Genomic DNA, 23,050 nt, shown 5'->3' on the forward strand with positions numbered 1-23,050 from the left:
GTCAGCGGCCGTCGAGCATGTCTGGTGGCACGACATCATGAATCGTCATCGCCGCTCCGAGAAAGGCGAGGTGGCTGAGCGCCTGCGGCGTATTGCCCCACGCGGCCCCCGTCTCGGCGTCGATCATCTCTGCGTAGATGCCCACGTCGTTGGCATGCTCGACGAGGGCCTCCATCAGCTCGAGGGCTTCGGCGTGGCGGCCGACGCAGGCGAGTGCCTCGACGCGCCAGAAGGCGCACGCCACGAACGTGTGCTCCTCGCGCTCGGCGCCGCTGTAGCGGTAGAGCAATGGGCCGGCCCCGAGTTCGTCGGACAACGCATCGATGGTCGACGACATGCGCTCGCCGCGGTCGAAGCCGGTCGGGGCGTGCAGCAGCACAGATGCATCCAATTCGTTCCCTCCCGCGTAGAAGAGATACGAGCCGCGCTCCTCAGACCAGCCGTGTGCATCGATCCAAGCGCGGATGCGGTCTCGCTCCGCCCGCCATCGGCTGGCGTTCCCCGGGATCGCCGCAGCCTCGACGAGCGCGACAGCGTCGTCGAGGGCCTTCCAGCAGCCCATCTTCGAGGAGATGTAGTGCCGCTCCACTGCGAGCTCCCACATTCCCGCATCCGGATTGCGCCACAGATCGCAGGTGCGGTCGGCGATGCCAGCGAGCATGCGAGCCGTCGCCACGTCGAGAACGTTCCCGGCATCGACGTAGGTTCGGCAGATCGCGATGAGGTCGCCGTACACGCCGAGCTGCAGTTGCTCGCTGGCGGGATTGCCCGAGACGACCGGACCGATTCCTCGCCATCCGGCCACATGATGCTCCTGAGGGCCCGCCACGAGATCACCGTCGAGTGTGTACATCACCTGCAGCTCCGGGCCGTGCTTGCGAATGGTCTGCAGCATCCAGGAGAGCGCAGCCTGGGTCTCCTCTCGAAGCCCGAACCGCACCAGCGAGTGGGCCGTGTACGCGAGATCTCGCACCCAGGCGAAGCGATAGTCCCAGTTCTTGCCACCCTCGGGGTTCTCGGGCAGCGATGTCGTCGCTGCCGCAGCGATGGCTCCTGTCGGACTGTAGATCAGGAGTTTCAGCGCAAGCGCGTTCCGCTGCATCAGCTCGGCGTAGGGGCCGTCGTAGGAGAACACGTGCGACCAATGCCGCCAGTTCTCGATGGTCCGATCGATCCCAGCGTCGACGTTCTCAGGTTTCGGAAAGTGCAACGGCTCGTCATGCGTCGCGGCGATCGCGATGAGATGCCGCGACCCCGCCCGTGCGGTGAACCCGCCTTCGAGCTCCGGCCCCCGAGCACCGTCGGAGTCGGGCTCACCCGGGCCATGCTCGAGACCGACGACGGTGAAGGCGGTCGCGCCGCTGCGCACCACATGCCCATGAGCGGTCGCTTCGATCCACGGCGCCGCGGTCTGCAACGACGTGCCAGGGTGCACGGACCAGCGCACGGGCACTTCTCCCTCGATGCCCGTCACCCGACGCGCGAGCTCCGCCCACGGGAGACGGCCCGAGATGCCGACGAGCAGGGCATCGGTGACGCGCACGCTTCCCGACTCGGCGACGAACGTCGTCTCGAGCACGTTGGTGCCGGGCACGTATCGACGCTCGGTCCGGTACTCCGTCTCGGGGAGGTCTGGCGCAACCTCGAAGTACCCGCCCGTGTCGGCGTCGAGAAGGTGCGCGAACACCGGAACATTCGTGAGGTTCGGCAGGGGAAGCCAGTCGATCCTCCCGTTCGAGCCGACCAGGGCGACCGTGCGGCCGTCGCCGATCGGTGCATATGACTCAATCGGGCGCGCCATGTGAGCCCGCCGAGGCGATCGCGATCCGGAATGCCATGCGCCCATCGTCGAATGCGGTGCGGGATCACGGCAGAGCCTTGCGTCCGGCCCGTCTCCCGCGATAAGAGTGTGGCATGCCCACCCGTCTGCTCATCATCGCCGATACCCACCTGCCGAAACGGGCGAAGCGAATGCCAGGGGCGGTGCTCGCGGCTGCGGCGACGGCCGACGTCGTGCTGCACGCGGGCGACTGGGTGGATGCCGCGACCCTCGACCTGCTGCAGGCCTCCTCTCGTTCGCTCGTCGGCGTGTGGGGCAACAACGACGGCCCGGAGTTGCGCGCGCGGCTTCCCGAGGTCGCGCACGTCCGCGTCGAGGAGCTCGACATCGCGATGGTGCACGAGACCGGTGCCGCAGCGGGGCGCGAGCAACGGGCGGACACCGCATTCCCCGACGCCGACGTGCTGGTCTTCGGCCATTCGCACATTCCTTGGGACACGGTCTCACCCGGCGGCATGCGCCTGCTCAACCCGGGTTCCCCGACCGATCGTCGCCGCCAGCCGCAGTGCACCATGATGCTCGCCGATGTCGACGGCGCGGATCTCTCCGTCGAGCTCATCCCCGTGGATCGCGACGCCTGACTCGCTCCCCGTGATTACGCGCGGATGGCACATGATCGGCACTCGTGCAAGGCCCGTCCCCTCTCGAATTCCTTCGACTACAAACGGAGTCACACCGGCAACGATCCGGCGTGGAAGGAGAGAACATGTCCCATGAGAATGAGCTCCTCGGGAGCGGAAACGCGAATCCGAATCGCACACCATCATCCGGCACGGTCGACACCGCCAAGGAGGAGGCTGGCGAACTCGCCCACACGGTGCAGGACGGTGCGAGCAACGTCGCCCACACCGCGAAGGACGAGATCGGCAACGTCGCTGAGGAAGCATCGATGCAGTTGCACGAGCTCGTCGCGCAGACCACTCGCGAGCTGAACGACGAAGCCTCCAAGCAGCAGTCGCGGCTCGCCTCCGGCCTGCAGCGCGCCGGCGACGATCTCGAAGCAATGGCTTCGAGCGCTTCGGGCGGTGGTGTCGCCCCCGATCTCGTGCGCCAGACCTCTGAGAAGGTCGCGCGCATCGGCGACTGGCTCGACAGCCACGAACCGCGCGAAGTCGTCAGCGAGGTTAAGGCGTTCGCGCGCCGACGGCCGGGCGCCTTCATCGGTATCGCCGCGGTCGCAGGCGTCGTCGCGGGGCGCCTCACCCGCGCTCTCGCTGCGAATGCGCACGAGCAGTCCTCGTCCGAGTCGAGCGCTCCCGCGGGCGGGACGACCCCGGCGCGCCCCGTAACCAGTCCCAGCACCAGCACGTCTGCTCCGGGTTCGAGCCCGGCTGCACCCGTATCGCGCCCCGTCGCTCCCGCTGCACCTCCGGCAGCGCCCCCGGCCCCGGTCGCGCCGGCATCTGGTCAGCCAGCACCCCACGCTCCGGTCGCGCCGGAATCTCCCCTTCCAGGAGTGGGCCCCGGCGCCCCGGGAACCGCGCCGGGTGCGCCCGGAGCCTCGCGCCACGGCGACATCACGGGAGGAGGCGCAGATGGCCGACCCAACCCCCTCTGAAGAACAGGCAGCGAACGAATCGCTCGGTGACCTGCTGAGCGAGGTGACCGGAGATCTCTCGACGCTCATGCGCCAGGAGCTCGCCCTCGCGAAAGCCGAGCTCCGCGAATCGGCGAAGAACACCGGCCGCGGAGCAGGAATGCTGGGCGGCGCGGCGTACGCCGGGAGCATGGTGGTGCTCTTCCTCTCGATCGCGCTCTGGGCAGCGCTCGCGACCCTGGTCGGCGGCGGGTGGTCTGGCGTCATCGTGGCCGCGATCTGGGCGGTGATCGCCGCCGTACTGTTCGTCATCGGCAAGGCGCAGCTCAAGAAGGTCAAGGGCGCGCCGCAGACGATGGAAACCCTGCAGGAATTCATTCCGACACTCAAGAGAAATGAGGAGAACTTATGAACGAGTCACCGGATGCCATCCGAGCCGATATCGAGCGCACGCGCCGTTCCCTGGGCCAAGACACCGACGCGCTGGTCGACAAGGTCACTCCCGGCAAGATCGTGGACCGCCAGAAGGACAAGGTGCGCACGAAATTCGGATCCATCAAGGAGCGCGTGATGGGCGCCGCGGACGATGCGAGCGGCACCGCATCGGGAGTCGCAGGGCGAGCCGGGGATGCCGCCCATGACGCCGCGCACACGGTCAAGGCGAAGGCCGAGGGGAACCCTCTCGCCGTCGGGCTCATCGCGTTCGGCGTCGGGCTGGTCGCGGCGTCGCTGATCCCGAGCACTGACAAGGAGAAGGAACTGTCGCAGACGCTCCGCGACGAGGCGCAGCCCCTCGTCGACGAGGCCACGGCTGCGGCGAAGTCGGTCGCATCGAACCTGCAGGACCCCGCCACGGAGGCCGCTGAGGCCGTGAAGTCGACGGCGACGGAGGCTGCCGAGCACGTGAAGAGCGAAGCCACCTCGGCGACCGGAGACGTGCAGTCGCGCGCGGGCGAGGCGCGCGAGAACCTCTCCAACCAGTAGGAGCCGGTGCCGGCGAGTCGTCCGGCGTCGACGGATCGCCCGCTTCGGCGGGCGCCTCGTCGGCGCCGGACACTGGCGTGTGTGGCCCGGTGCCCGCCCCCGTCGCCGCAGGGCCTCCGTTCGGCGACGCCCGCTCCGACCGCAACCCCCTGGCGCTCCTCGGTCTGGATGGGCAGAGTGGAGCGCACGTGGCCGAGGCGGCCATGCGATCAGCGAAGGGGGCGTCGCTCATATGGATGCGCAGGTAGACGAAGATGTCATCGCCCGGGCGAAGGGACCGACGACGTTGCGCCAGGTGCTCGTCGCCGTCATCTTCCTGGTCATCGTGGCCGCAGTGGCCTTCGGCGGTTCCATCGCTTCCACTGGCAACGTCGACGGGTGGTACGCCGATGCGGAGAAGGTGCCGTGGGATCCGCCGAACGCCGTATTCGGGCCCGTGTGGACGGCGCTGTACGCCCTCATCGCACTCGCGGGCTTCCTGATCTGGCGCCCGGGTTTCCGCATGGGCGGGCCGAACGCCGCCCGTTCCACCCTCTCGCTCTTCGTTCTGCAGCTGGTGCTCAATGCCCTGTGGACCCCGGTGTTCTTCGCCGGATATCCCATTTTCGGCGAAGCAGCCTGGTGGATCGCCGCCGTCATCATCATCGCTCTGATCGTCGTGGTCATCGCACTCGCCGTGTCTGCTGCGAAGTGGTCGCGGATCGCCAGCCTCATCATGGTGCCCTACCTCCTGTGGCTGTGCTTCGCGAGCACGCTGAACATCGGCATCATCGTCCTCAACTGAAGCGGGGGCGTCGTCTCCCTGAGAAGATCGGGGCATCATACTGCCTCCGATTGGGCAAATCCGCCGGAATCGGCTAAAATTAGTAGGAAGTGCAAGTTCGGGGGCACAGCGGACCGCATATCGCGGCGTCCAGTCCCTTCGCACTCGTCGAGACCGTGAGGCACCCAGCCCGCGCGTCCGCACACGACATTGCCTGAGGAGATCACTATGCAGCAGTCTCACGTCGTGGGACACACCCTCGTGTACCCGCACCACGGTGCGGTTACGATCACTGCGATCGAGGTGAAGAAGATCGGCGGCGTCGAGCGCACCTGGCTGACGCTGCAGCCCCTGCTCAACGAGCTCTCCATTCAGATCCCCGCGGATCAGCTGAACGAGATCGGCGTGCGCGAACTCATCGATCGCGATGGCATCGAGTCGCTCATCCAGATCCTTCAGGAGGAGTTCACCGAGGAGCCAGGCAACTGGTCGCGGCGCTTCAAGGCCAATGGCGAGAAGCTCGCCTCCGGCAGTGTGCACCGCGTCGGCGAGGTCGTACGCGACCTGTGGCGCCGCAGCCAGGGCGCAAAGCTCTCCACGGGCGAGAAGGCGATGTACCAGCGGGCAAGCGGCATCCTCGTCACGGAGTTCGCGCTCGCCCGGGGCATCTCGGAGACTGACGCATACGAAGAGGTCGAGAAGATTCTCGCCGGCGAGAAGATCGCCGTCTGAGTTCCCCCTCCCGCAGAACGGGCCGCGCACGAAGACTCGTGCGCGGCCCGTTCTGCGTGGTGAGGAGCTTCGGCCGCTGCTGACGTCGAGTGGCGCCTTCGGCGAACCAGTGGCTGCCGCCGGAAGACGGTGACGGTCAGGCGGCGGCGTTCGCGACTCGCGCTGCGCGAAGCACTTCGACGAGCGGGGTAGTCGGGCGGCCGATCAACTCGGTGAGCGTCGGATCCTCGACATCGAGATCCCCCGCCGCGATGCCAGCGTCGAGCCCCTCGAGGAAGCCGATCGTCCCCGCATCCAGTCCGGCGCGTTCGAGCGCCGCACGGAATTCGGCAGCTGACACGTCGTGGTGCACGACCTCGCGACCCACCGCTTCGCCGATCGCCGCAGCGATCTCGTCGTACGTGACGGGTTCGCCCGCGAGCTCGTACACCTTGCCGACGTGCGCGTCATCGGCGAGCACGACCGCTGCCGCTGCCGCATAGTCAGCACGAGCAGCCGCTGAGACGCGACCCCCGTGCGTGGCGGAGAGCAGCACGCCCGTCGCCTCGGCCTGGTCGAGGTTCGCCACGTAGTTCTCCGCGTACCAGTCGTTGCGGAGAATCGTGGCGGGGAGACCCGACTCCGCGATGGCGCGCTCCGTAGCGAGGTGCTCCGGCGCCAGCGCCAGGGAACTGCGCTCGACGTTCGCGAGGCTCGTGTACACGAGATGCTTGACGCCCGCGCGGGCCGCCGCCTCAATGACGGCGAGGTGCTGAGCCGTGCGCTTGCCGACCTCGCTCCCCGAGATGAGCAGTACGCGGTCGACGCCGGCGAACGCTCCCTCGACGGACGAGGCGTCGTCGTAGTCGAGCGGCACGACTGTGACGCCGCGCTCCGCGAGGTCAGCGGCCTTCGCGGGCGTGCGCGCACCGGCGACGATCTGCGCAGGGGCGATGTCGCGAGCGAGCAGTGCATCGATGACGAGATGGCCGAGGGCGCCGGTGGCGCCGGTGACGAGAATGGTCATGGGGTTCCTTTCGGGAGGGGTTCGAGGAGTGCAGCGGTCTTCGACGGCCGCACATTCCCGAACGCGGGTACCCACTTTCCGGTAAGGTACTCCCCAAATGGTAAGTTATGCGGAATTGCGCGAAACCGGAGCCTTCGCTCCGGCGTGCTCGACGCGCGTAGTCCTCGATCACGTCATGAGTCGCTGGGGCGTGCTCGTGCTCTGCACGCTCTCAGACGGCACTCATCGCTGGGGAGAGCTGCGCCGTGAGGTCGAGGGCATCAGCGAGAAGATGCTCGCTTCGACCCTGCGCCAACTCGTCGCGGATGGCATCGTCCACCGGGAGTCACTGCCGACGGTGCCGCCGCACGTCGAGTACTGCCTCACCGAGCGCGGCCGCGACCTGATGGACCGCATGCTCCCGCTCATCGAATGGATCGCGGTGCGAGCCGATGACATCGTCGGCGTCGCATCGCGTGCCACGCCGAACGCCCGCTGATCCCGCACTCCGAGACCACCGGGTGTGCGACGGAATGGCTACATCTCTTCGTGGGTTCGGGGATCCGCACCGAACAATCGGCCGTCGGAGCGCCCGAGCGCGGTGATGGCCGACACCTCGGCCTCGTCCAGCACCACGTCGACAGCCGCGAGATTCTCCCGCTGCCGCTCCAGGTGCTGCGACCGCGGGATTGAGACGACGCCCCTCGCCGCATGCCACGCCAACACGACCTGCACCGGGGTGCACTCATGCGACTGCGCCAGCTCACGGATGACGGGTTCGCTGAGGATCGCCCCCGCGCGCCCGATCGGGCTCCACGCCTCCGTGATGATTCCGAGCTCGCCATGCGCTTCGACCGCTTCCACCTGCGGGAAGTACGGGTGCACCTCCAGCTGGTTCACGACGGGACGCACGCCGGTCTCCCCCTCGATGCGTTCGAGGTGTTCGAGGAGGAAGTTCGACACGCCGATCTGATCGACCACACCCCGCTCGCGAGCGTCGATGAGACCCTGCCAGGCGTCGACGTACTGCGCCTGCGACGGATTCGGCCAGTGGATGAGATGCAGACCGATCGCATCGACGCCGATACGGGAGCGGCTCTCCTCGATGCTCGTCTGATTCGCGGGCGCCTCATGATGCCGGCCGGGCAGCTTGGATGTGACGATCACCCCGGCACCGGAGTCACCGGCGAGGCGCACACCGCGGCCGACGGAGCCCTCGTTCTCGTAGTTGACGGCGGTGTCGAGCAGACGGTAGCCGGCACGCACCGCTGCCGCGACCGATTCAGCCCCAGCGTCGCCGTTCAGTCGATAGGTTCCGAGCCCGATGGGCGGGAGGACGAACCCGTTGTGCGCGGTGAACGGTGCGTACTCTGCCATGTTGCTCCTCCATTGGTCGCCGACTCGCGTACCTCCTGTCTAGCACGCCGCGCTCGGCGCGGCGTGCCTCTCCCCGCCCCAATCTGCGAGCGGGGTCACTCTTCGTGCGTGTCGGGGATGCAACACGCACGAAGAGTGACCCCGCTCGGTGGTGGGTGGGTGGGGTGTGGTGGGGTGACGGTGGTGGGGTGGGTGGGTGGTGGGTGGGTGGGGTGGGATGGGGTGCGGTGCCGCGTCGCGTCAGGCGAGCCAGGCCGGCGCGCGACCGCGCAGGAGCGGGCGGTCGAGGGAGAGCGATCCGGCGCCCGTGAGCGCGATCCCGAGCGCCGCCGCACCGAGCACCGCGACGAATTCGTAACCACCCTCGGCGACCCAGAATCCGGCCGCCGCGTGCACGAGCACGAGCGCCACGACCATGTCGATGGCGAGCAACAGGGCGACGAGCCGAGTCAGCAGCCCCAGAATCAGCAGGATCCCGCCGGCGAATTCGAGCACGGCGACCAGCGGCGCGGTGATCTCGGGAAGCGGAGCACCCATCGCGCCGAACGATTCGACCGTGCCCGGGATCGTGAATTCGAAGAGCTTCTGCGCGCCGTGCATCAGGAAGACCGCGCCGAGCGCGAGGCGGATGATCAGCAGACCCCACGCTGTCGAGGCGGTCGGGGTGGAGGCGTGTGGCGAACGGGTGCGGGGCATGTGTGTCTCGCTTTCATGGCATCGGTTCATTCGGCCGTTGGGGCCGGGCGCCAGGTTAGGAGATGCGGAGAGTATGAATCTGAGGAGTTGCGAACTCTGCGGTTTCGAGACGTCCGCATCTGGTATTCGTACCGGAGGGCCGGGTCAGCGCCGCCCAGCCTTCCGCGCCGTCCGGCCTGCCGCGCCGCCCGGCAGGCCGGGTCAGCGCCGTCCGGCCTGCCGCGCCGCCCGGCCCGCCGCACCGCCGCTGCCTTGCCTTGCCTGTACGAGCCGGGTCACTTGCGGAGGGTGTCGCGAAGCGAAACCGGCCGACACACACCGAAAGTGACCCCGCTCGCATGGGGACGGCAGCGCAGCAGCGCAGCGCAGGGACGGCAGCGCAGCGCTGCGGCTGGTCAGGCAGAGTGGATGTAGCTGCGCGGCACGCGCGAACCGATACTGGTGAGGATCTCCCACGGGATCGTCTGAGCGGCGTGCGCCCATTCCCGCGCGTTCGGGCGCCACCCCTCCGCCGGGCCGAAGAGCACGACCTCGTCTCCCTCGGCGACGCCCGAAGCATCCGGCCCGAGATCGACGACGAACTGGTCCATGCAGACGCGTCCCACGCTCGGGAATCGGCGCTCTCCGATGGCGACGTCGAACTTGCCCGACATGATGCGCGGCACTCCGTCGGCGTAGCCGAGCGGCACGAGCCCGAGCGTGGTGTCTCGCTCGGCGGTCCAGGTGTGGCCGTACGAGACGCCGTCGCCGGCGTGCACGCGCTTCATCAGCGCGAGCGGAGCCTTCAACGTCATCGCGGGCCTCAGCGACGTGTCGGGGTTCTCGAACGGGGTGTACCCGTACATCGCGAGTCCCGGGCGCAGAGCATCCAGGTGCAGGTCTGGGCGGGCGAGTGCGGTGCCAGAATTGCCGAGGTGCATCTGCTCGACGGGAATGCCGTGCCGGTCGAACGAGGCCCGGGCGGCCAGCAGTCGCTCGAGTTGCGCGCTGTTCTGCGGATGATCGGGGACATCGGCGTGCGAGAGGTGGCTGAAGAGGCCGTGCACGCGCACGGCGCCTTCCGCCCGAAGGCGCCCCAGCTGACGCAGCACCTCCGGCAGTTCAGCCTCGGTCACGCCGTTGCGGCTGAGCCCGGTGTCGACCTTGACGTGGACCTCCACGGGCCGGCCGATCTCGCGGGCGGCGGCGGCGATCGCGTCGAGCTGGCTGCGCGAGTTCACGCCGAGACGCACGTCTTGCGCGATGGCTTCGGCGTATCCGCTCGTCGACAACCAGCTCAGTATCGGGGCGGTGACCCCACCGGCGCGGAGCGCCAGGGCCTCGGAGATCGTGGCCACGCCCAGCGACCCTGCGCCGGCCGCGATGGCGGCGTGCGCCACCGGAAGTGCCCCGTGCCCGTATCCGTCGGCTTTGACGACTGCCATGAGCTCGGCGGAGGGCGCGAGCGCGGCGAGCACCCGGATATTCGACGCGATCGCGTCGAGGTCGACTTCGGCTACGGGTTCGGTGATCATCTGAGCGGCAACCACCCTTCCTTGGTTCGCCGCCACGTACGGAACGCAGCGTACCCACCAGTCTAGGCCGCGCGCGCAGTGCAACCTGCGCGCACCCCTCTGCTACGCCACGCGCACCCCGTGATCGAGTCGCACGATCCGGTCGGCATTTGCGATCGCCGCGTCGTCGTGGGTCACGCACGCGACGGTGGCCCCGCGATTCGCTTCTTCGACGAGAATCGTCTGCGTGCGTGCGCGGCTCGCGGCGTCGAGGCCGGATGCCGGCTCGTCGAGGAGGAATATCCGAGCCCGGCGTGCGATGCCCTGGGCGAGGAGCACCCGTTGGCGCTGCCCGCCGGAGAGCGCGGTGAACGGGCGCTCGGCGAGGTCGGCGAGGGCGACTCGCTCGAGCGCATCGACGACCCGGTCCCGCCGCTCGCTGCGGGCGAGTCGCCGCCGCTCCCAGGTGCCCATGGCGACCACCTCGCGAACGGTGACGGGGAGCGCGTCGGGTGCGGCGATGCGCTGCACGACGAGCGCGACGGATCCGGATCGCTCGACGCGGCCGCTCGACGGGGTGCGCACGCCCGCCAGCACTTCGAGCAGCGTGGATTTGCCCGCGCCGTTCGCTCCAGCGATGACGGTGACGCTGCCGGGTTCGAGCTCGATGTCGATGCCTCGGAGCACCGGGGTGGTGTCGAACGAGAAGTGGATGCCGGTGGCGCGGAGGACGGCCGGCGGAGCGGCCGTGCGGGAGGTGCGCGGGTCCGTGAGAAGTGACATGCCTCAAGCCTAACTGATTTTGATAATGATTCTCGTTTATGAATATGATGAACGCGTGCTGCCACTTCTCGAACCCTTCACCGCCGACTTCGTGCTCCGCGCGCTCGTCGGCGGCGCCCTCGTCGCAGTCGTCTGCGGCGTCGTCGGCACCTGGGTCGTGATTCGCGGCATGGCCTTTCTCGGCGAAGCGCTCGGACACGGGATGCTGCCGGGCGTCGCCGTCGCGAGCGTGCTCGGCCTGCCGACCCTGGCCGGGGCCGCTGTGAGCGCCGTCGCGATGAGCGTGCTCATCGGATGGGTGCAACGCCGCGGGCGCCTCTCGTACGACACCAGCATCGGCCTGCTCTTCGTCGCCATGCTCTCTCTCGGCATCATCATCGTGTCGCATTCCCGCAGTTTCGCCACGGATGCGACGGTGATGCTCTTCGGCGATATTCTCGCCATCACCCCCGCCGATCTCTGGCTGCTCGTCGGAGCCGCCGCGATCACGATCGCGGTCGCCGCCGGGTTCCACCGCCGGTTCGTCGCCGCGGCGTTCGATCAGCGCATCGCTGCAACGCTGCACCTGCGGCCGCATCTCGCCCAGGTCGTCCTGGTCGGCCTCGTCACGCTCGCAGTCGTCAGCTCCTATCAGGCCGTCGGCTCGTTGCTGGTCGTCGGCCTCCTGCTCGCCCCCGCGGTCGCAGCAGCGCCATGGACCAGCAGCATCGCCACCCGCATGGCGCTCGCCACCGCGATCGGCGTGCTCGCGGTCTTCGCAGGCCTGCTCGCATCGTGGCATCTCGGCACCGCCGCGGGCGCATCGATCGCGGCGGCCGCCATCGCTCTCGCAGCCCTCTCCGGGATCGGCGTCCGCATGGTCGATGTCGTCCGTCGCGCCCCGCTTCCCCAGATCACCGCACTCTCGTGAAAGGCACGATGTCTCCGCACCCCCTCCGCCCGTCCCGCACCACTCCTCTGGCCGGAGCCGCCATCCTCGGCCTGCTGCTCGCCGGATGCAGCGCTTCCCCCTCCGATTCGAGTGCGCCAGCAGACGCAGCGTCGTCTGCTGAAACTCCGAGCGACGACACGGGCTCCGGCCACGGCGAGATCGAAGGAGCCGCCGAAGCCTCCGAGCCGCCGCTGCATCTCGTCTCCATCGATGCTTCCGGATCGGTTTCGCTGCTCGACCTGCTCGACGGCACCGAGACCGAACTCGACGGCGTCCGCGCTCCGCGCTCGGTCGCCTCTGATGGGCGGTACGCCTTCGTCGCTGACGAGCACGGCGTTGACGTCGTCGACAGCGGCGCCTGGACGTGGGATCACGTCGACCACTTCCACTACTACCGGGCCGACCCGGCTTCGCCCGGAACCGTCGAGGGCTCCGGCGTCGCTTCGATCGCCACCGGCATGCTCTCGACCGCCGGCGGCACCGGCGTCTTCTTCCCCGACTCGGGTGAGGCGGTGCTGCTCGACAACGGAGCCCTCTCGAAGGGTGAGATCAACGAGACGCTGCGCCTCGAGGTCGCGCCGCACGACGGACTCATCGCCCCGCTCCGCGAGGGAGCGCTCGTCACCGAGGCTGACGGCAGTGGGCGGATCGAGCGCGTGCGCGCCGTCGATGCCGCGGGCGACGAGATCGACTCCATCGCGTGCACCGAGGCCTCTGGCACGATCACCACGCGGCTCGCGCTCGTGGTGGGCTGCGCCGACGGGGCTGTGCTCGCGACTTCCGCGGAAGGCGAGACCGCGTTGACGAAGGTGGCGTACCCCGCTGACGCGAGCGGTGACGCCCCTCCCGCGACGGAGTTCTCCGCCCGAAAGGGCCGCCCCACCGTCGCGGGCCTCGGAGATGGGAGCGGTGTCTGGCTCCTCGATACCCGCGAGCAGTCATGGCGCTGGATCGCGATGCCCGAGCGTCCCGTCGCCGCGTCCGCCGTCGATGATGAGGCGGGTCACGTCGTGACGCTGACTCCCGACGGCAGGGTGCGCGTCTTCGACGCAGATGGGGCGGAGCGCGCGGCGACCGATCCGATCGTCACCGATGCAGTGGGCGGCGGCGGCCAGGTTTCGCTCACCGTCGACGCGCAGCGCGCCTATGTGAACGACCCCGCTACGGGTGCGGTCTTCGAGATCGACTACGCCGACGGCGCACGCGTCGCTCGCACGCTCGAGACCGGGGTCCCGGCTCATTTCGTCGCGGAGGTCGGCCGGTGACCCGGGCGTTCGAGGCGTCCGCATCTCGACGCCGCGCTCGGCGGGGAGATCATCGCACGCGGCGGCCGATCCGGCACGCGACTCTCGCCGCTCTCGCGATCGCGGTATTCGCCCTCACGGGCTGCTCAGCAGCGGCCGGATCCGGCGGCCCCGATCAGCCCCAGATCGTGGTCACCACCAACATCCTCGGCGACGTGGTCGGCGAGGTCGTTGGCGATCAGGCCGAGGTGACGACGCTCATGCGCGCGAACGCCGACCCGCATTCCTTCGAGATCTCAGCGCAGGAGGCCGCCATGCTGGGCGACGCCGACCTGATCGTGTCGAGCGGGCTCGGCCTCGAAGAGGGGTTGCAGCAGCACCTCGATCGCGCCGCCGAGGCGGGCGCCCCCCTGCTCGTGGCCGGCGACGCCGTCGAAGCGCTGCCCTACGCGAGCGGTGACGCCGCAGGCGCCCCCGATCCGCATTTCTGGACCGACCCCGGCACCATGCTCGACGTCGTCGATGCCATCGAGGTCTCCGCGTCGGAGATCGACGGCATCGACCGGACGAAGCTCGCCGAGCACGCGGATGCGTACCGGGAGGAACTGCGCACGCTCGATGCGGAGATGACATCCGCCTTCGAGGCCATTCCGCAGGAGCGCCGCGCTCTCGTGACGAACCATCACGTGTTCGGATACCTCGCCGAACGCTACGGCTTCCGCGTGGTCGGTGCGGCGATTCCCGGCGGCACGACGCTCGCCGCCCCGAGCGCCGCCGACCTGCGGGAGCTCAGCGATGCCATCACCCGGGCGGGGGTCTCCACGATCTTCGCCGAATCCTCCCAACCCGACCGCTTGGTGCAGGTGCTCGCCAGCGAAGCCGACATCGATGTGCGCGTCGAGGAGCTCTACACGGAGTCGCTCACGGGCCCCGGCGAGGGCGCAGAGACCTACCTCGAGATGATGCGCGCGAACACCGCTCGCATCTCCGAGGGACTGACGAAGTAACACCCACCAAAAGAAAGCAGGACACCACTATGACCCGACGACACCTTCGATACGCCGCTCCCGCGGCGCTGCTCGGGCTCGCGCTGCTCGCAACCGGCTGCTCCTCGAGCACCGCGAACGATTCAGCAGCGGAAGACTCGCCAGCGAACGCGTCGAGCGAGGATCACGCTCACTCCGACGAGCAGCGCGTCGCCGTCTCGTACGAGGGAGGCATCGCCGTGCTCGACGCCGAGACGCTCGAGCTGGTCGACGAATTCGAGAGCGAGGAGTTCACCCGTCTGAACGCTGCTGGCGATGGCCGCCACGTCTTCGTGACGACGTCGAAGGGGTTCGAGCTGCTCGATACCGCGAAGCCGGCGCTCACCGGCCTGACCGTGGACGCCTCGGCCGCCGGGCACGTCGTGCGCCATGCCGGCAAGACCGTGCTCTTCGACGACGGCACGGGCGAGACGACGATCTTCGACTCCCACGACCTCGCCCACGCGGAGGATGCGCTGCCTGAATCGGTGACGCACACCGCCGAGCACCCGCACCACGGCGTATCGATCGAGCTCGAGGACGGCACGCTCGTGACGACCCTCGGCGATGAGACCACTCGTTCGGGGGCCGTCGCCCTGCACGCGCACGACGACCACTGGGACGAGGTCGCTTCGAACGACCAGTGCCCCGGCATCCACGGCGAGGGGACTGCTGCTGACGAGGCGGTCGTCTTCGGATGCGAGAACGGCGCGCTGCTCTACCAGGACGGCACGTTCACCAAGCTCGATGCCCCCGATACCTACGGCCGCATGGGCAACGCATTCGTCTCCGAGACGAGCCCCATCGTCGTTGGCGACTACAAGTCCGACCCCGACGCGGAGGGTTACCTGCTCGGCTCGGTCGCACTCATCGACACCGCCACGCAGGAGCTGCAGGTCGTCGATCTGCCGGAGAACGTGCGCTACACCTTCCGCGATGTCACTCGCGGCACCGACGATCTCGCGTACATCCTCTCGACCGACGGCTCCATCCACGTGCTGGATCCGGAGACCGGTGAACTGGTCGACGAGTTCCCCGTGATCGACGCCTGGGAGGGTCCGGCCGAGTGGCAGGATGCGCACCCGGCGATCATCGGCACCGGAGGGGACACGGCGTACGTGACGGAACCGGCGGCGAATTCGGTGCACGCGGTCGACCTGCGCACCGGTGAGGTCACCGCCACAGCGGAGCTCGAGCACACGCCGAACGAGTTCGCGGTCGCGCTCGGCGAGCACTGACCCGCACCGACCGCAGCGATGCCGCGGTCGGCGGGAGTGCGCTGAGCAGCGCGTACTCACCCCTGAGGGCGTCGCATCACTCCGATGCGGCGCCCTCAGCCGTCTCTGCGAGCGCTCCGGCTTCGGCCGCCTCCGCCCAGGCGATGCCGCTGACGTCGATCTCCGCGGTCATGTCGCGCAGGAAGCGCTCGACGACCTCGCGCTCGTCGGGAGTGAGGCGCGCGGCGGCGTTGAAGCGGTTCGCCTGCTGCTGACCGACCGTGCGCTTCGCGGCTTCATGGGTCTCGGGCGTGATGCGGATGACGAGTGCTCGCCGATCATCTGGATGCCGCTCTCGCGAGATGTGACCGCCTCGCTCAAGACGATCGAGCAGTTTCGTCGTGGAGGCGCTCGATATCCCCAGGTGGGCGGCGATGGCTCCGGGTGTCGGCAGCACCTCGGTGTTGCCTGCGACGATCAAGAAGTGCAGCGCCCGCATGTCGACGCTGCTGAGGCGCATGTACTTGAGCGAAGCGGCCGAGAGTCGTTCCTCCGCTTCTCGCAGTGTTCTGAGCGCCTCCATGAGCCGCGCGATCTGCTGCAGGTCGTCGTGGCTGAGACCGGTCCGGTCGACGAGTTCTGACTTCGGGTCGGAATGGTCCATCCGGTAGAGGGCGGAGGCGTCGCCGACATCGCCCGACACGTCGGTCTCAGCGCTCCGCTTGTTTTTCGTCACACGAGAATATTATCCTGAAGTTGATCACTTTCTAGGTGAGTAATCAAGATTTCTACATGAGCGGGGGCAACGTGGACGAGTTGCGAGAACACCGCGCGGTGCCGGGCACCGCAGCGCCGCTCGACAACGCGGGCCTGGTCTCCCGTTCGATCTCCGAAGTCTTCGCCACCCGCGGGCGCTCAGCTGAGGCCTATCACCCCGCGTTCGCGCAGCTCTGGAAGATCTGCGGGGAACGCATCGCCGGCGGCAAGCGCATCCGCCCACGTCTGATGCTCGACATGTTCGCAGCGCTGAGCGACGACGATCTGCCTCCCGCGGCGATCGAGATCGCAGCGGCGATCGAGCTGCTGCACGCCTCGTTCCTGCTGCACGACGACGTGTTCGACGGGGACCTGACCCGCCGTGGCTCCCTGAACCTCGTCGGCCTGCTCGCGCACGATGAACGGCTGTCCCACGAGCGACCCTCCCCGCAGCGCCTGCACTGGGCGCGCAGCTGCGGCATTCTCATGGGCGACCTCCTGCTCGCCGAAGTGCATCAGATCTTCGCCAGGGTCGACGTCGAGCCCGCCATGCGCACGCGCCTCCTCGACCTCCTCGCTCACGCGATCACCGAATCCGTGGTCGGAGAGCAGCTCGATATCGGGCTCGAAGACGGCACCGTCGTCGCCGACACCGCGACCGTCCTCGAGATGTGCCGCCTCAAGACGGCGACCTACACGTTCGAACTGCCGCTGCGAGCGGCCGCCATCCTGGCGGGGGCCGACTCCCCCGCAACCGACGCCGCGCTCGCTGCGGCAGGCGCTCACCTCGGGCTCGCGTTCCAGTTGCAGGACGACGTCCTCTCGACCTTCGGCGATCCCGCCGCGCACGGCAAGGATGCGTTCTCGGATCTGCGCGAGGGCAAGGAGACCGCTGTCATCTCGGCGGCGCGGATGACGAGCGCGTGGCCCGAGATCGAGCCGTCGTTCGGCACCGGATCCCTCACGAACGCCGAGGGCGAACGCCTGAGAGGCCTGCTTCGGGAGTGCGGGGCCGAAGCGTTCGTGCGCGGCCTCATCGACGATCAGATGCGCGCACTGCACGAAACGCTCGCCGATCCCGCATCCGGCCTCCCCGACAGCGCGCGGCAGCCTCTCGCGGCGCTGGCCGGTCGACTCGACGGGCGACGCTCGTGAGGGCCGACACCCCGCTCGACCGGTACACCCGTTCAGCGATGCGCGCCTCCGCCGTCGTGATCCGCAGCTACTCCACCTCGTTCGGCGCCGCGACCCGACTGCTCGGGCGACGGCACCGCGCGCACGTGCGCAATGTCTATGCACTGGTGCGCGTCGCCGATGAACTCGTCGACGGCGTCACCGAAGGGGCCGGGCTCACGCCCGGCGAGCAGGCGGACGCGCTGCAGCGACTCGAAAGCGAGGTCGGGAGAGCGATCGGCTCTGGCTACTCGAGCGACCTCATCGTGCACGCCTTCGCGCGCACCGCGCGGGCCGCCGGGATCGACGCGGCGCTCACCGCCCCGTTCTTCGCCTCGATGCGCGCCGACCTGCCCGCGCCGACCGATACGGCAGAGCTGCGCGGGTTCGACGCCGAGCAGCACGGCGCCTACGTCTACGGCTCGGCCGAAGTCGTCGGTCTCATGTGCCTGCGCATCTTCACCCGGCATCGCTCGCTCGACGCACTGGAGCAGCACCGCCTCGAACGCGGGGCCCGCAGCCTCGGCGCCGCATTTCAGAACGTCAACTTCTTGCGCGATCTCGCAGATGACACCGACCGCCTCGGCCGCAACTATCTCGGCACGCAGGAGCGTCTCACCGACGCCGATCGGATCGACTGGGTGCGTCGAATCGAAGCCGAGCTCGCCGACGCGCGAGCGGTGCTGCCGCTCCTGCCCAAGGACGCGCGGGCCGCGGTGCGCTCCGCACTGAACCTCTTCGCAGCCCTGAGCCGCCGGATCTCGCGCACGACGATCGATGAGCTGTACGCTCGCAGGGTGCGCGTGCCCGACTGGCAGAAGACCGCGATCATCGTGCGATCCATCGCCCGCACTGCGGGGGAGACTCGATGAGCGCGGCATCCGCACGCCGTCGCGGCTTCGACGCGGCTCCGCGCACCGTCGTCATCGGCGGCGGTATCGCCGGTCTCGCTACGGCTGCGCTCCTGGCCAAGGAGGGCCATGCCGTGACGGTGCTCGAGCGCGGAAACCGCGTCGGCGGCCGTGCGGGCACCGTCTCACGAGACGGCTTCCGGTTCGACACCGGACCCTCCTGGTATCTGATGCCGAGCGTGTTCGATCACTACTTCGAGATGCTCGGCACGACGACGCGGGAGCAGCTCGACCTCCGCCTGCTCGACCCCGGCTACCGCGTCTTCAGTGAGCCGGGCGCCGACGGCAGCGCGCCGGAGCCGATCACGATCCCCGCGGGCCGCGGCGCCGCGCGAGCCGTGTTCGAGCGCCTCGAGCCTGAGAGCGGGCAGGCGTTCGATGCATACCTCGATTCGGCGGCCGAAACCACGGTGATGGCCGAGCGGTACTTCCTCTACAACCCATTCACCCGGCTGCGCACGCTCGGCGTCCCGCCCGTGCTGCGCGCACTGCCCCGGCTGGCACGGCTGCTCGGCACCTCGCTGCGATCCTTCGTGGCGCAGCGCTTCGAGCACCCGGTGCTGCGCCAGGTGCTCGGGTATCCGGCGGTCTTTCTCGGCACGAACCCGAAAGACGCCCCCGCCATGTACCACCTCATGAGCGCCCTCGACCTCGACGAGGGCGTGCGCTACCCGATGGGCGGTTTCCACTTCCTGGTCGAGCGCCTCGCCGCGCTCGCGGAGGAGGCGGGTGCGCGCATCGTGCTCAGCGCCGACGTGACCGAGATCGAGGTGGGCGCCGGATCCCCTCAGGCCGATCACCCGGCGGCCGGCCGCAGCACCGGCTTCTCGACGTCCGCGCGGGCCGTGCGCTGGCGGGATGCCGACGGCGACGAGCACCGCCTTCCCGCGGACGTCGTGGTCTCCACCGCCGACCTGCACCACACCGAGACGCAGCTGCTGCCGGAGGCCGCTCGCACCTACCCCGAAGCCTGGTGGTCGAAGCAGATCAGCGGCCCCGGCGCCGTGCTCGTGCTGCTCGGGGTGCGCGGGGCGCTGCCGGAACTCCCCCATCATTCGCTCTTCTTCGCCCGCGATTGGGAGCGGAACTTCGGCGACATCTTCGACGAGCCGCGGCGCATCCCGGCGCCCGCCTCGTCGTACGTGTGCAAGCCGAGCGAGACCGATCCGAGCGTGGCGCCCGCCGGCCACGAGAACCTCTTCGTGCTCGTGCCCGTGCCGGCCGATCCTGAGATCGGCAGCGGGGGCAGCGACGGCGCAGGTGACGGCGTCGTCGAACGAGTCGCCGATGCTGCGATCGATCAGATCAGTGCGTGGGCGGGTATTCCCGACCTGCGCGAGCGCATCGTCGTGCGCGAGACGATCGGCCCGCGCGATTTCGTCGACGACTACCACTCGTGGAGCGGCGGCATGCTGGGGCCGGCGCACGTGCTGCGCCAGAGCGCGCTGTTCCGCGCCCAGAACCAGTCGAAGCGTGTCAACAACCTCTACTACGCCGGGGCGACGACCGCTCCGGGCGTCGGCATCCCGATGTGCCTGATCAGCGCCGAACTCGTGCTCAAGCGCATCCGAGGCGATCACTCGGCCGGCCCGCTGCCGACCCCGGAGCGATCCTGACGTGGGAATCATCTACCTCGCATCCCTGCTCGGAGCGAGCGGCTGCATGCTGCTGCTCGATGCGCGCTTCCGGCTCTTCTTCTGGCGCGACTGGCGCGCCGCGACCATCGTCACGGCCGTCGGCGTGCTGTTCCTGCTCGCCTGGGATCTCGTCGGCATTGTGACGGGCGTCTTCCAGATGGGCGCGAGCCCGGGCATGACGGGCATTCTCATCGCGCACGAGCTTCCGATCGAGGAGCCCGTCTTCCTGGCCTTCCTCGTGCTGTGCACCATGGTGACGTTCACCGGCGCCGTGCGCATCATCGAACGGCGAACGAGCCGGGCGGGCCGCGCGGGCCAGGGCGAAACCAACGGGGAGGATCGATGACCTACCTCCTCATCAGCATCCCGTTTCTCGGCGCAGCGCTCCTCGGAGCGCTCGCGCTGACGCCCTGGCGCGAACCGGCCGTCGCGCGACGCCAATGGGCGGCGACCGGCATCGCGATCGTCGTGCTCGCGATCCTCACCGCCGTCTTCGACTCACTCATGATCGCCGCCGATCTCTTCTCGTACGGCCACGGGCGCACGCTCGGCCCGACCGTCGGCCTCGTCCCCGTGGAAGACTTCAGCTACCCGGTGACCGTGGCGCTGCTCGCCCCGGCGCTCTGGACCCGGCTCACCACGCGGAAACGCGTCGCAGGAGAGGACCCGACCGATGCACGCGCGTGAGCACTCCGGCTGGAACGCACAGCTGCTGAGGCAGGCATTCGTCGCATCTCGACCTGTGAGCTGGATCAACACGGCGTACCCCTTCGCGGCCGCGATGCTGCTCACCACCCGCGAGGTCGACTGGGTGCTCATCGTCGGAGCGATCTACTACCTCATTCCGTACAACCTCGCCATGTACGGCATCAATGACGTCTTCGATTACGCCTCCGACATCAACAACCCCAGAAAGGGCGGGATCGAGGGCGCTCTGCTCGCTCCGAAGTACCACCGGCCGATGCTGTGGCTCGCCGCGCTGACGAATATCCCGTTCCTCGTGGTGCTCGCCATCGCCGGCGGGCCCGGATCATGGCTCGCCCTCGCGGTGAGCACATTCGCGGTCCTCGCCTACTCCGCGCCGGTGCTGCGATTCAAAGAACGACCGTTCATCGACTCCGCGACATCGAGCACCCACTTCGTGAGCCCCGCGATCGTCGGGCTCACGGCGGCCGGCGCGCACTTCACCCCGGAGCTCTGGCTGATCCTGCTCGCCTTCTTCTGCTGGGGCATGGCCGCGCACGCCTTCGGCGCCGTGCAAGACGTCGTGCCCGACCGGGAGGCCGATATCGGGTCGATCGCGACCGTGCTCGGCGCGGCAGCGACCGTGCGAGTCGCGCTCGCACTGTGGGCGCTCGCGGGAGTGCTGATGCTCTTCACGCCGTTCCCCGGACCGCTCGCCGCAATCGTCGCGATTCCGTATCTCGCGAACTGCGCGCCGTACGCCCGCATCAGCGACGCCGACTCCGGGCGCACCAATGGGGCCTGGCGCCGCTTCATCTGGCTGAACTACGCCTCGGGGGCGCTCGTCACAATGATTCTCATCGTCTGGTGGTTGCGCACCGCGTAGGACTCGGTCTCGCCGCTGCTCCCGTTCGCAACATTTCGTGCCCTAAGAACCTCGTTACGTCAAGGGCTTATCGGGAAACGGCGCGCACTCGTACGCTGATGCATGCAGGAGCCGCACTGCGGGGTCCCCTGCCGCGGCAGTTCAGAAGGAGTTTGGCATGCGCTTCCCATCGGATCACAGCCGCGAACCGGAAGCCCTCCGCACCGTCGGCGTCGAGGAGGAGTTGCTGCTCGTCGACCCGCGCACCGGCCGGCCGGCCCCGGCGATCGAACTCGTTCTCGCCGCCGCCGCTTCTGACGACGTCGCCGCCCTCGTTCCCGAGGCGGCGGGCGTCACGCATCTCGAGCGCGAGAGCAAGCGCGAGCAGATCGAAGTCATCTCGGTGCCGCATACCTCGCTCTCCGACCTCGCACGGAGCGTCATGGCGGGGCGCACGCTCGCCGACGCGGCCGCTCAGCAGCTCGGCTTGCGCGCGGCGGCGATGGCGACCAGCGCGACGGCGGGGCCGACGCAGCTCACCGTCTCCGGTCGCTACAGCGCGATGGAAGAGCGATTCCAGGGCATGATGCGCGAGCAGCTGACCTGCGGCCTGCACGTGCATGTCGGAGTGAGCGACGACTCCGAGGGCGTCGCCGTGCTCGATCGCATTCGGCCCTGGCTGCCGCTCGTCCTCGCGCTGAGCGCGAACTCCCCCATGTGGAACGGCGCGGACAGCGGCTACGCGAGCCAGCGGTACCAGGTGTGGAGCCGATGGCCGACGGCGGGGCCGTACGACACCTTCGGGTCTCCCGCGGACTACCACCGCACGGTCGACGAGCTGCTCGCCACCGACGTGCTCGTCGACGAGGGAATGATCTACTTCGACGCGCGCCTCAGCCCGCGCTACCCGACCGTCGAGATCCGCGTCGCCGATGTCTGCCTGGAGGCCACGCATTCCGTTGCGATCGCCGGGATCATCCGCGCCCTCGTCACGACCGCCGCGCACGAGTGGCGCTCGGGCTTCTCGCCCGACCCGTTGCCGACCCCCGTGCTGCGCCTCGCAATGTGGTCGGCGAGCCGGCACGGTGTCACGGGTCCGCTCCTGAACCCGATCCTCGGCAAGCCGAGCGCCCCCGACGTCGCGATCGACGCGCTCCTCGCGCACATCGCTCCGGCCCTCTCGGCGTCCGGAGATCTCGATCGCGTGTCGCGCATGGTCGCCGACGTCTTCACGAACGGGACCGGTGCGGAGCGGCAGCTTCGCGCACTGCACGCCCGTCGCAGCGCCCGGGCGCTCGTGGAGGAGGCGATCGAGCAGACGCATCGCTCGATCGGCCCCTCATCATCGGTGCTCGATCCACTGCCCATCTGAGCCGATCGACGACGTCGCTGCGTGCACCGGCATCGATCCGTCCGA

At 68.9% G+C, this 23,050-nt stretch carries 25 protein-coding genes; 18 read left to right on the forward strand and 7 right to left on the reverse strand.

All coding sequences use genetic code 11. From position 1 onward, the window contains the following. Nucleotide 1: 1 nt before the first annotated feature. Nucleotides 2–1,801, reverse strand: coding sequence for a glycoside hydrolase family 15 protein (locus JSQ98_RS08875; RefSeq protein ID WP_211649290.1), 1,800 nt, complete (start codon nucleotides 1,799–1,801; stop codon nucleotides 2–4). Between the two features lie 113 nt (nucleotides 1,802–1,914). Between JSQ98_RS08875 and JSQ98_RS08880 the strand changes: the two genes are divergently transcribed. From JSQ98_RS08880 to JSQ98_RS08905, 6 genes are all read left to right on the forward strand, one after another. Then, nucleotides 1,915–2,421 carry a metallophosphoesterase family protein gene (locus tag JSQ98_RS08880; RefSeq protein WP_211649291.1) on the forward strand — a complete coding sequence of 169 codons (507 nt, stop codon included), beginning with the start codon at nucleotides 1,915–1,917 and terminating at the stop codon, nucleotides 2,419–2,421. 125 nt (nucleotides 2,422–2,546) lie between these two features. After that, on the forward strand, nucleotides 2,547–3,398 hold the full coding sequence (locus tag JSQ98_RS08885) for a hypothetical protein (RefSeq protein WP_211649292.1): 852 nt from the start codon (nucleotides 2,547–2,549) through the stop codon (nucleotides 3,396–3,398). Next, nucleotides 3,376–3,789, forward strand: coding sequence for a phage holin family protein (locus tag JSQ98_RS08890; protein WP_211649293.1), 414 nt, complete (start codon nucleotides 3,376–3,378; stop codon nucleotides 3,787–3,789). Before JSQ98_RS08885 ends, JSQ98_RS08890 begins: the two co-directional genes overlap by 23 nt. Further along, entirely contained in the window at nucleotides 3,786–4,361 is a 576-nt protein-coding gene (locus tag JSQ98_RS08895) for a DUF3618 domain-containing protein (protein WP_090152693.1), read from the forward strand. Before JSQ98_RS08890 ends, JSQ98_RS08895 begins: the two co-directional genes overlap by 4 nt. A 232-nt stretch (nucleotides 4,362–4,593) precedes the next feature. After that, nucleotides 4,594–5,145: a TspO/MBR family protein gene (locus JSQ98_RS08900; protein WP_211649294.1), complete on the forward strand. Its 552-nt coding sequence runs from the start codon at nucleotides 4,594–4,596 to the stop codon at nucleotides 5,143–5,145. A gap of 207 nt (nucleotides 5,146–5,352) precedes the next feature. Next, nucleotides 5,353–5,856 (forward strand): CarD family transcriptional regulator, encoded by a 504-nt coding sequence (locus JSQ98_RS08905; protein ID WP_090152699.1) that lies wholly within the window; start codon nucleotides 5,353–5,355, stop codon nucleotides 5,854–5,856. Between the two features lie 136 nt (nucleotides 5,857–5,992). Here JSQ98_RS08905 and JSQ98_RS08910 read toward each other — a convergent pair whose 3' ends face one another. Then, entirely contained in the window at nucleotides 5,993–6,862 is an 870-nt protein-coding gene (locus JSQ98_RS08910) for an SDR family oxidoreductase (RefSeq protein ID WP_211649295.1), read from the reverse strand. 97 nt (nucleotides 6,863–6,959) lie between these two features. On the opposite strand from JSQ98_RS08910, the gene JSQ98_RS08915 reads away from it, so the two are divergent. Next, a complete protein-coding gene (locus JSQ98_RS08915; RefSeq protein ID WP_090152704.1) occupies nucleotides 6,960–7,340 on the forward strand; it encodes a winged helix-turn-helix transcriptional regulator in 381 nt (126 codons plus the stop codon). A 38-nt stretch (nucleotides 7,341–7,378) separates the two neighbouring features. Here the strand turns inward: JSQ98_RS08915 and JSQ98_RS08920 are convergent, their stop codons facing one another. The 4 genes from JSQ98_RS08920 to aztA all read right to left on the reverse strand — a co-directional run bounded on the left by JSQ98_RS08920 (nucleotide 7,379) and on the right by aztA (nucleotide 11,190). Then, on the reverse strand, nucleotides 7,379–8,218 hold the full coding sequence (locus JSQ98_RS08920; protein WP_211649296.1) for an aldo/keto reductase: 840 nt from the start codon (nucleotides 8,216–8,218) through the stop codon (nucleotides 7,379–7,381). Nucleotides 8,219–8,458: 240 nt separating this feature from the next. Further along, the gene (locus tag JSQ98_RS08925) at nucleotides 8,459–8,914 is read right to left on the reverse strand and encodes a DoxX family protein (protein ID WP_090152714.1); all 456 of its coding nucleotides are present in this window, start codon (nucleotides 8,912–8,914) and stop codon (nucleotides 8,459–8,461) included. Nucleotides 8,915–9,309: 395 nt separating this feature from the next. Continuing rightward, nucleotides 9,310–10,443 carry an alanine racemase gene (gene alr / locus JSQ98_RS08930; protein WP_346728761.1) on the reverse strand — a complete coding sequence of 378 codons (1,134 nt, stop codon included), beginning with the start codon at nucleotides 10,441–10,443 and terminating at the stop codon, nucleotides 9,310–9,312. An 87-nt stretch (nucleotides 10,444–10,530) separates the two neighbouring features. Further along, nucleotides 10,531–11,190, reverse strand: a complete 660-nt coding sequence (gene aztA / locus JSQ98_RS08935) for a zinc ABC transporter ATP-binding protein AztA (protein ID WP_211649298.1) — start codon at nucleotides 11,188–11,190, stop codon at nucleotides 10,531–10,533. A gap of 55 nt (nucleotides 11,191–11,245) precedes the next feature. Between aztA and aztB the strand changes: the two genes are divergently transcribed. From aztB to aztD, 4 genes are all read left to right on the forward strand, one after another. Next, on the forward strand, nucleotides 11,246–12,100 hold the full coding sequence (gene aztB, locus JSQ98_RS08940) for a zinc ABC transporter permease AztB (RefSeq protein WP_346728762.1): 855 nt from the start codon (nucleotides 11,246–11,248) through the stop codon (nucleotides 12,098–12,100). A gap of 8 nt (nucleotides 12,101–12,108) precedes the next feature. Then, on the forward strand, nucleotides 12,109–13,386 hold the full coding sequence (locus JSQ98_RS08945; protein WP_211649301.1) for an ABC transporter: 1,278 nt from the start codon (nucleotides 12,109–12,111) through the stop codon (nucleotides 13,384–13,386). A 68-nt stretch (nucleotides 13,387–13,454) separates the two neighbouring features. Next, nucleotides 13,455–14,372 (forward strand): zinc ABC transporter substrate-binding protein AztC, encoded by a 918-nt coding sequence (aztC, locus tag JSQ98_RS08950; protein WP_211650485.1) that lies wholly within the window; start codon nucleotides 13,455–13,457, stop codon nucleotides 14,370–14,372. 29 nt (nucleotides 14,373–14,401) lie between these two features. After that, nucleotides 14,402–15,628: a zinc metallochaperone AztD gene (gene aztD, locus JSQ98_RS08955; protein ID WP_211649302.1), complete on the forward strand. Its 1,227-nt coding sequence runs from the start codon at nucleotides 14,402–14,404 to the stop codon at nucleotides 15,626–15,628. A gap of 76 nt (nucleotides 15,629–15,704) precedes the next feature. Here aztD and JSQ98_RS08960 read toward each other — a convergent pair whose 3' ends face one another. Next, nucleotides 15,705–16,343 (reverse strand): MarR family winged helix-turn-helix transcriptional regulator, encoded by a 639-nt coding sequence (locus JSQ98_RS08960; RefSeq protein WP_346728763.1) that lies wholly within the window; start codon nucleotides 16,341–16,343, stop codon nucleotides 15,705–15,707. A gap of 35 nt (nucleotides 16,344–16,378) precedes the next feature. Between JSQ98_RS08960 and JSQ98_RS08965 the strand changes: the two genes are divergently transcribed. The 7 genes from JSQ98_RS08965 (at nucleotide 16,379) to JSQ98_RS08995 (ending at nucleotide 23,005) form a co-directional block, all read left to right on the forward strand. Further along, nucleotides 16,379–17,518 carry a polyprenyl synthetase family protein gene (locus JSQ98_RS08965; RefSeq protein WP_336661888.1) on the forward strand — a complete coding sequence of 380 codons (1,140 nt, stop codon included), beginning with the start codon at nucleotides 16,379–16,381 and terminating at the stop codon, nucleotides 17,516–17,518. A 38-nt stretch (nucleotides 17,519–17,556) separates the two neighbouring features. Next, nucleotides 17,557–18,408 carry a phytoene/squalene synthase family protein gene (locus tag JSQ98_RS08970; RefSeq protein ID WP_090152821.1) on the forward strand — a complete coding sequence of 284 codons (852 nt, stop codon included), beginning with the start codon at nucleotides 17,557–17,559 and terminating at the stop codon, nucleotides 18,406–18,408. Further along, a complete protein-coding gene (gene crtI, locus JSQ98_RS08975; protein WP_211649303.1) occupies nucleotides 18,405–20,063 on the forward strand; it encodes a phytoene desaturase family protein in 1,659 nt (552 codons plus the stop codon). The genes JSQ98_RS08970 and crtI overlap by 4 nt, the downstream gene beginning before the upstream one ends. A gap of 1 nt (nucleotide 20,064) precedes the next feature. Beyond that, on the forward strand, nucleotides 20,065–20,430 hold the full coding sequence (locus tag JSQ98_RS08980) for a lycopene cyclase domain-containing protein (protein WP_211649304.1): 366 nt from the start codon (nucleotides 20,065–20,067) through the stop codon (nucleotides 20,428–20,430). After that, entirely contained in the window at nucleotides 20,427–20,771 is a 345-nt protein-coding gene (locus JSQ98_RS08985) for a lycopene cyclase domain-containing protein (RefSeq protein WP_211649305.1), read from the forward strand. Before JSQ98_RS08980 ends, JSQ98_RS08985 begins: the two co-directional genes overlap by 4 nt. Next, a complete protein-coding gene (locus JSQ98_RS08990) occupies nucleotides 20,758–21,654 on the forward strand; it encodes a prenyltransferase (RefSeq protein ID WP_211649306.1) in 897 nt (298 codons plus the stop codon). The genes JSQ98_RS08985 and JSQ98_RS08990 overlap by 14 nt, the downstream gene beginning before the upstream one ends. 157 nt (nucleotides 21,655–21,811) lie before the next feature. Beyond that, nucleotides 21,812–23,005: a carboxylate-amine ligase gene (locus JSQ98_RS08995; RefSeq protein WP_211649307.1), complete on the forward strand. Its 1,194-nt coding sequence runs from the start codon at nucleotides 21,812–21,814 to the stop codon at nucleotides 23,003–23,005. Nucleotides 23,006–23,050 lie beyond the last annotated feature (45 nt).

This window comes from Leucobacter manosquensis (assembly GCF_018304845.1).
In the GTDB taxonomy this organism is placed as follows: Bacteria; Actinomycetota; Actinomycetes; order Actinomycetales; family Microbacteriaceae; genus Leucobacter; species Leucobacter alluvii.

Bases quoted from the DNA above. Each gene is read 5' to 3' on its own strand.
- JSQ98_RS08875 (WP_211649290.1), bottom strand. From the start codon at position 1,801: ATGGCGCGCCCGATTGAGTCATATGCACCGATCGGCGACGGCCGCACG.
- JSQ98_RS08880 (WP_211649291.1), top strand. From the start codon at position 1,915: ATGCCCACCCGTCTGCTCATCATCGCCGATACCCACCTGCCGAAACGG.
- JSQ98_RS08885 (WP_211649292.1), top strand. From the start codon at position 2,547: ATGTCCCATGAGAATGAGCTCCTCGGGAGCGGAAACGCGAATCCGAAT.
- JSQ98_RS08890 (WP_211649293.1), top strand. From the start codon at position 3,376: ATGGCCGACCCAACCCCCTCTGAAGAACAGGCAGCGAACGAATCGCTC.
- JSQ98_RS08895 (WP_090152693.1), top strand. From the start codon at position 3,786: ATGAACGAGTCACCGGATGCCATCCGAGCCGATATCGAGCGCACGCGC.
- JSQ98_RS08900 (WP_211649294.1), top strand. From the start codon at position 4,594: ATGGATGCGCAGGTAGACGAAGATGTCATCGCCCGGGCGAAGGGACCG.
- JSQ98_RS08905 (WP_090152699.1), top strand. From the start codon at position 5,353: ATGCAGCAGTCTCACGTCGTGGGACACACCCTCGTGTACCCGCACCAC.
- JSQ98_RS08910 (WP_211649295.1), bottom strand. From the start codon at position 6,862: ATGACCATTCTCGTCACCGGCGCCACCGGCGCCCTCGGCCATCTCGTC.
- JSQ98_RS08915 (WP_090152704.1), top strand. From the start codon at position 6,960: ATGGTAAGTTATGCGGAATTGCGCGAAACCGGAGCCTTCGCTCCGGCG.
- JSQ98_RS08920 (WP_211649296.1), bottom strand. From the start codon at position 8,218: ATGGCAGAGTACGCACCGTTCACCGCGCACAACGGGTTCGTCCTCCCG.
- JSQ98_RS08925 (WP_090152714.1), bottom strand. From the start codon at position 8,914: ATGCCCCGCACCCGTTCGCCACACGCCTCCACCCCGACCGCCTCGACA.
- aztA (WP_211649298.1), bottom strand. From the start codon at position 11,190: ATGTCACTTCTCACGGACCCGCGCACCTCCCGCACGGCCGCTCCGCCG.
- JSQ98_RS08945 (WP_211649301.1), top strand. From the start codon at position 12,109: ATGTCTCCGCACCCCCTCCGCCCGTCCCGCACCACTCCTCTGGCCGGA.
- aztD (WP_211649302.1), top strand. From the start codon at position 14,402: ATGACCCGACGACACCTTCGATACGCCGCTCCCGCGGCGCTGCTCGGG.
- JSQ98_RS08970 (WP_090152821.1), top strand. From the start codon at position 17,557: ATGCGCGCCTCCGCCGTCGTGATCCGCAGCTACTCCACCTCGTTCGGC.
- crtI (WP_211649303.1), top strand. From the start codon at position 18,405: ATGAGCGCGGCATCCGCACGCCGTCGCGGCTTCGACGCGGCTCCGCGC.
- JSQ98_RS08985 (WP_211649305.1), top strand. From the start codon at position 20,427: ATGACCTACCTCCTCATCAGCATCCCGTTTCTCGGCGCAGCGCTCCTC.
- JSQ98_RS08990 (WP_211649306.1), top strand. From the start codon at position 20,758: ATGCACGCGCGTGAGCACTCCGGCTGGAACGCACAGCTGCTGAGGCAG.
- JSQ98_RS08995 (WP_211649307.1), top strand. From the start codon at position 21,812: ATGCGCTTCCCATCGGATCACAGCCGCGAACCGGAAGCCCTCCGCACC.